The organism is Rhodococcus sp. IEGM 1307 (genome assembly GCF_030056915.1).
GTDB classification, from domain to species: Bacteria; Actinomycetota; Actinomycetes; order Mycobacteriales; family Mycobacteriaceae; genus Rhodococcus_F; species Rhodococcus_F opacus_D.
In genome coordinates this window covers 135690-142535 of record NZ_JASHKW010000001.1, presented here as the reverse complement: position 1 = coordinate 142535, position 6846 = coordinate 135690, and the positions used below count along the sequence as shown (strand labels likewise).

Below are 6846 nucleotides of genomic sequence, written 5' to 3'. Positions count from 1 at the left end.
GCATTCACCCCGCCGAAGCGGTCCCGACGTCGCCTTCGACCGCGTAAACATACCGCGCGTTCGCGGGTTCGGCACGCCGGTGGTGGCGGCGACCGCCGGGGGCAGCCGCCCAGCAACCTAGTGGTGCCAGACCGCCGTGTTCCCACCGCGACGCTTGGCGGCGTAGAGGGCGATGTCCGCATGATGGAGCAGTTCGTCGACCGTGCGCGCCGACGTGCTGCGCGCCATCCCCACGCTGAGGGTCACGACGAGGAGTTCGTCGCCGACGTCGATCGGTGTCGTGATCGACGCGAGCATCCGGGTGACCACGTCGTCGACGTCGTATTCGTCGACGTCGGGAAGGATGGCGACGAACTCGTCGCCGCCGAGCCTGCCGACCGCGGCCGGCGCGCGCATCGCGAGGCGCAAATGCTCGGACACCCCCTGCAGGATGCGATCTCCGACGCGATGCCCACGGGTGTCGTTGACGTCCTTGAAACCGTCGACGTCGAGGAACAACGCGACAGCAGGTCCCGCGCCACGCTCGAACAGACGCTGCAGATGCTCCGTGATAGCGGCGCGATTGAGCAGTCCGGTGAGACTGTCGTGCGTGGCAGCGTGCAGAAGAAGCGCGTGCGCCTCCTCCGCCTGCTGCTGAGCGGTAATCTCCGCGGTGACGTCCCGGAAATGCACGACCAGCGCGCCGGAATCGGCTGCGGCGGTCACCTCGATCGTCATCCCCGGCGAGTACAGCGAGTCCACCCGGGTCTGCTGCTCGCGGCCCGTGGCGAGAACCTTGCGGCACAGTGCGTCGAAGTAGCTGCCCTGCGTTTCGGGAAGAACCTCGGTGACGACACGGCCGAGCAGTTCGTCCCGCGACCGCCGCACGTGCCGCAGGCAGCCGGAATTGACGTAGATGATCCGCAGGTCCTCGTCGAGCGCCATGAACCCCAGGCCCACCCGGTCGAGCAACGACGCGAGCTGCACGTCCCGGCCGGCCACGTGTCCGAGTTCGATGACCACTCCCGTCAGCTCGACAGGGGCACCGGACGCGTCGGTGGTGACGTCGATGCTGCGGGTGAGGATGTACCGGGTCGACCGATCCGCCAGCACGATGCGGAACACGCATTCCGCGCCGACGGACCCGGCGGTGTCACCGAACATGCGACGCACCGCGCCGATGTCTTCGGAATGGACCCGCTCCCGCCACAATTCGAGCGGTGGCCGGGAACCGTCGTCCTCGAAGATGGCGGCGGCCTTTTCATCCCACCACAAGGCCCCGTTCACGACGTCGTACCGGACGATGCCCACCCCGAGGCGCGGAATACCCAACGCCATCAGAACCTCGCCGTCACCGTGATCGCCCCAGCCGCTCGGAATTGTCAGTTGGCGAGGAACTCGAGCAGCACCTTGTTCACCACTTCGGGCTGTTCGAGGTAGCCGTAATGCCCCACGTCGGGGATCTCGTAGTACCGGGCCGACGGGATCGCCTCGGCCACCTCACGCGAGAGATACGGCGGGATCATCCTGTCGTCGGCGAACCCGATGGACAGGCACGGTGTCGTGATGGCCCGGTATGCCTGCCTGCGATCGAAGCTGCGGTCCATCTCCATCTGCGCGCGCACGCCGTCCGACGTCCGGCCGCCGCTGAACTCGAACAGGTCGAGCCAGTCGCGGGCCGTGTGCGGGTCGACGAGCGACGCGGGCGACAGATTCATCACGGCAGTCACCGCGGCCCGGTACTTGGCCGGGAGTTCGACACCACTGTCGTGGAGGGCGCGCTCGCCCTCGGTGAGGGTTTGCTGGAAGTAGTCCATGCGGGCGTGACCGGCGAGGAACGCCGCCTTGTGCACGAGGTCGGGCCGGGTCAGGGCCAGTTCCTGCGCGACGCGGGCACCCATCGAGGTGCCGACGACACGGGCCGGTCCGCCGCCGAGGTGCTCGATCAGTCCCGCAGTGTCGGCGACGAGGTCGTCCATGGTGATCCCGTCGACGCTCTCACCGGACGGCGCGATGCCTCGGTTGTCGAACGTACAGACGCGGTAGCCGGCGTCGATGAGCGCAGGGGTCTGATGCAGATCCCACACCCGTCCCGGGCTGCCGGTTCCCATGATGAGCACCACTAAATCGCCGGATCCCTTGACCTGGTAATTCAGGGGGATCCCGTTGATCGTGGCGATCGTCATGTTGCCTTCCTTCCATGGGCGGTCTCACCGTTTTAGATTGGATAGCCTAAGCTGGCTTGGCGGCCGCTTGCATGCGGCGCTGACCGACAAGCTCGTCCAGGAGGACCGCGTTGAGAGTCGCCACACTCGGATATCAAACCTGGGGTCACCGTACCCTGCAGGCCCTGCTCCAGTCCGACCATGAGGTCGTCCTCGCGATCACCCACCCCAAGAGCGACCACGTCTACGAACAGATGTGGGCGGACTCCGTCGCCGACCTGGCCACCGAGCACGGGGTGCCCGTGCACATCGCCACCAAGCCGGACGAAAACTTCAAGTCCGCGCTGAAGCAGGCCGACCCCGACATCGTCGTCGCCAACAACTGGCGCACCTGGCTGCCACGGGACGTCTTCGACTCTCCCCGCTACGGCACCCTCAATATTCACGACTCGCTCCTGCCCAAGTACACAGGATTCTCCCCGCTCATCTGGGCGCTCATCAACGGTGAAGAAGAAGTAGGCCTCACCGCGCACCTGATGGACGAGGAACTCGACGCCGGCGACATCGTTTTGCAGAGGTCGACGCCCGTCGGGCCGACGGACACCGTCACCGATCTGTTCCACCGCACCGTCGACATGATCGGCCCGATCACCCTCGACGCACTCGAGCTGATCGCGTCCGGTCGCACGGACTGGACGCCACAGGACCGCTCGCAGGCCACGTTCTTCCACAAGCGTGCCCCCGAGGACAGCCTCATCGACTGGACGTGGCCCGCCGACGCGATCGAACGACTCGTCCGCGCGCAGTCCGACCCGTACCCGAACGCCTTCACCCATTACAAGGGACAGCGTGTCCGGGTTCTGAAGGCCGCCGTGTCCGAAGGAAATTACGGTGGAACGCCCGGGCGTGTCTTCATCCACGAAGGCGACGGAATGGTCATCGTCGCCGGGCCCGACGCTCGCACGGGTCAGAACAAGGGCCTCAAGATCCAGCGCGTCCGGCTCGACGACGGCACCGAACTCGCCGGCACCGAATTCTTCCCCCACGGCGGCGGCTACCTCAGCTGACGCCCGTGCGCCTTTCTGGTAGCGGGAGCTACCAGAAAGGCGCACGGGGCGGAACGCCCTACCGCCCCTCCCACGCCGACCAGAGTTCGGCGTAGCGCCCACCCGCGGCGACGAGATCGGCATGTGGACCCTGCTCGACGATCCGGCCGTGTTCGAGGACGACGACCCGATCGGCGGCGGCCGCCTGCGTCAACCGGTGGGCCACCACCAGCGTCGTGCGACCACGGGTCGCGGCCTCGGCCGACGCCTCGAGTTCCCGCGCACCCGCGCTGCCGGCTTCGGCGGTCGCCTCGTCCAGGATCGCGACCGACGGGTTGGCGAGGACGAGTCGCGCCAGAGCCAGTTGCTGTGCCTGGGCGGCGGTCAGTTCGTGGCCGCCCTCCCCGACCACGGTCTGGACGCCGTCGTCCAGTGCGTTCACCCAGCCGTCGGCGCCGACGGCCTTCAGTGCCATCGCCGCGTCCTCCTCGGAGGCGTCGGGTGCGGCGAGCCGAAGGTCGTCGATCAGCGGTCCGGCGAACACGTGGACTTCCTGGCTGACGATGGCGACCAGACGGCGGAGACCCCCCGGCTCCAGATCGGGCAGCGCGGTGCCGCCGATGCGCACCGACCCGGACGTCGGGACGATCGAGCCGGCCGCGATCGCCGCGACCGTCGTCTTGCCCGCTCCGGTCGAGCCGACGAGGGCGACACGTTCACCGGACTTCACGTGCAGGCTGATGCCGTGCACCACTTCGTGGGTGCCGTCGTAGGTGTGCCGGACGTCGGCGAGTTCGAGCGTCGAATCGGCGGCCTCCCGGACGGCGGCGGTCCCGGTGCCCGACTCGTCGTCGAGGTCGACGACGCCGACGAGCCGGGCCAGGCTCGCACCCGCCGACTGCACCTCGTCGAACGTGTACATCAGCATGCCGATCGGATTGAACAACCGGTGGAAGAGCAGTGCCGCGGTTGTGGTTTGGCCGACGGTGACGATGTCCGCGTTCACCAGGGCGAATCCGGCGGCGAGGATGGTGGCGAGCCCCACGAACTCGGCCCGGTTGCCGCGCCCAGCGAACCGGGTGAACAGTGCGAAGACGCCGACGGACAGGTCGCGGGCCTGTTCCGACGCACCGTTGATCTGCGCCAGATGGCTGTCTTCCAGACCGTAGGCGCGCACCGTCCGGGCACCCTGCATGCTGCTGATCAGGGCCTGCGAACGCTCTCCCATCGCCACGCGTTCGGCGGCGTACACCGGTGCGGACCGCGGCAGGTACCAGCGCATCGCCAGCGCGTACATCGGCAGCGCGACCATGCCTGCGAGCCCGAGCCGCCAGTCGATGCCGAGCATCGTGACCATGCTCAGCACCACCAGCAGGACCGCCGTGACGAGGTTGGGGACCACGTCGGTGACGGCCTTGCCGATCACCGCGACGTCGTCGCCGACCCGCGACAGCAGGTCGCCCTTGCCGACCCGTTCGACCGTCTGGATCGGCAGCCGGAGCGCCCGGTCGACGGTGCGTTCGCGCAGATCCGCCAGGATTCCCTCGCCGAGGCTGCGGATCAGGAACGACGCGAACCCGGCGCACACACCGCCGATCACGGCGGCGGACGCGATCACCGCGACCACCCACCCGATGGTGGACGGCGGCGCACCGTCCTGCACCCGGTCGACGAGGACGCCGAAGACATAGACGGGGACCAGCGCCATACCGGCCGCGACGGCGGCGACCAGCAGGGTGACGACGCTCCGGCCGCGGCGGCGTCCCAGTTCAAACTTCAGCCACGCCCACGTGTCGCGTGCGTTCGCGATGGGCAGAAGTTCACTCATCGCAGGACCGCCTGACGGTAGTTCGCGTTCTCGGTCGCCAATTGCGAGTGCGTGCCCTCGCCGACCACCGTTCCGTCGTCGAGGACGACGACGCGGTCGGTCACGGACAGCAGCGCGGGGCTGCTCGTGATGAGGATCGTCGTCTGCCGGTCCTCGGAGTCGCGATGCCGCAGGTCCGCGATGCCGCCCGCGATCGTGTGTTCGGTGACCGCGTCCACCGCGGTCGTCGGATCGTGCAGCACCATCACCGGCGACTGCGCCACCAGTGCACGCGCGAGGGCGACCCGCTGCCGCTGACCGCCGGACAGCGAGGACCCACGGTCGGCGACCTCGTGGTCGAGGCCCTCGGGGTGTGCTTCGACGACGTCCACCGCCGCGGACGCGGAGAGCGCCGCCTGCACCTCGGACGCCGTGGCGCCGGGTCTGCCCGCGGTCACGTTCGACGCGACGGTTCCGGAGAACAGGTCGCCGTTGTGCGGCTCGACGAGCAGCGCCCGGCGGGCCTGCGCGAGATCCGCGTCCGACAACCGCACTCCGCCCACCGTCAGTTCGCCGTCGTACCGATCGGGCGGAACCTGCCCGGACAGCAGCGCGGCCAGCGCCTCCGCGTCCTGCGGGCGGTACGCGACGACACCGAGCAGTTCGCCGGGGGTGACCCGGAGATCCAGCGCGCTCAGGGACCGGTAGGACACGCCGCTCAGGCTGAGTTCGCTGCCGTCGAGTGTCCGGCCGGACCCGGCGGGCAGCAGGGGTTCCGCGTCCAGGACCAGGGCGAGACGGTCCGCCGACGCGCGGGCGAGGGCGAGGAACCCGGGCAGGCCGGCCAGGACGCCGAGCGGTTCGATGAAGAACTGGGACAGTCCGACGACGGTGATCAGTTCACCGATGGTGATGCGTCCCTCGAGGGCGAACCAGCCGGCGACACCCGCGACACCGACGGCGAGGAGGGCGCTGACGGTCATCGACACCCCGGCGAACACGGCGGAACTCTTCGCCGTGTGCAGGGTGGCGCCGAGCGCGTCGCGGCTGACCGTCCGGTATCGCCGCGACGCCGACACCTCTGCGCCGATCCCGCGCAGGGGCCGGAGCCCGCTCACGAGGTCGGTGGCCATGGCGGATGCCCGGGCGACGGCGGCCTGCTGATCGGTGGCCCGGCGGGTGATCAGCGGCGCCGCGAGTTGGAGGAGACCGAGGATCACGGGGGTGCCGATCAGAACGGCGAGTCCGAGGGGAACGTCGATCAGCAGCAGGGCGACGGCGGATCCGATCGCCGCGGTGAGGGCCGCCGCGGCCCGCGGTGTGATGTCCGCGATCCAGGCCGCGCGGTCGGCGTCCGACGTCGACACGGACAGCAGCTCACCGGCCCGCAGGTCGGTGCGCACTCCCCGCGGGTCGAGGATGCGGTGCGCGACCTCCATCCGCAGCTGGTGGGCCTCGTTCTGCATCGCCACGACGATGAACCGCGCACCGAACCGCCACGCCGCGGTGAGCACCAGGAACAGCAGCGCCAGGGCGCACAGCCACACCGCGAGAGCGAACACGTCTCCGGTCGCGACGGCCCGGTCGACGATCACGCCGATCGATATCGGGACCAGTGTCTCGGCCACCTGGTGCAGGCAGACGAGCACGGTGCCGATCCCCAGCCGAACACGATTCCGCACCAGCGTGCGACGCAGAATTGCGGTGCCACCAGTCTTCACGCGCGTAACTCCCAACGCCGACGCTTCCCCACCCACCAACGAAGTAAGCAGACCCTAACTAGATGAACCCTAATCGATGGGCAACTAGCGTTGACATGCCCGGTTCTCATAGAGTCGCCGATACGAAC

5 protein-coding genes are annotated in these 6846 nt (G+C 68.9%); 1 reads left to right on the top strand and 4 read right to left on the bottom strand.

The annotated features are described in order from the left end of the window. Positions 1 to 117: 117 nt before the first annotated feature. Together QM841_RS00690 and QM841_RS00685 are read right to left on the bottom strand one after the other, a co-directional pair. Positions 118 to 1317, bottom strand: a complete 1200-nt coding sequence (locus QM841_RS00690; protein WP_283330561.1) for a sensor domain-containing diguanylate cyclase — start codon at positions 1315 to 1317, stop codon at positions 118 to 120. 44 nt (positions 1318 to 1361) lie between these two features. Next, positions 1362 to 2165, bottom strand: a complete 804-nt coding sequence (locus tag QM841_RS00685) for an alpha/beta fold hydrolase (RefSeq protein ID WP_105412845.1) — start codon at positions 2163 to 2165, stop codon at positions 1362 to 1364. A 110-nt stretch (positions 2166 to 2275) separates the two neighbouring features. On the opposite strand from QM841_RS00685, the gene QM841_RS00680 reads away from it, so the two are divergent. Next, positions 2276 to 3211 carry a methionyl-tRNA formyltransferase gene (locus QM841_RS00680; protein WP_105412844.1) on the top strand — a complete coding sequence of 312 codons (936 nt, stop codon included), beginning with the start codon at positions 2276 to 2278 and terminating at the stop codon, positions 3209 to 3211. Positions 3212 to 3269: 58 nt separating this feature from the next. On the opposite strand, the gene QM841_RS00675 is transcribed toward QM841_RS00680, so the two are convergent. Both QM841_RS00675 and QM841_RS00670 read right to left on the bottom strand, forming a co-directional pair. Continuing rightward, positions 3270 to 5018, bottom strand: coding sequence for an ABC transporter ATP-binding protein (locus QM841_RS00675; RefSeq protein ID WP_283330560.1), 1749 nt, complete (start codon positions 5016 to 5018; stop codon positions 3270 to 3272). Then, positions 5015 to 6718: an ABC transporter ATP-binding protein gene (locus QM841_RS00670; RefSeq protein ID WP_283330559.1), complete on the bottom strand. Its 1704-nt coding sequence runs from the start codon at positions 6716 to 6718 to the stop codon at positions 5015 to 5017. Before QM841_RS00670 ends, QM841_RS00675 begins: the two co-directional genes overlap by 4 nt. Between the last annotated feature and the right edge of the window lie 128 nt (positions 6719 to 6846).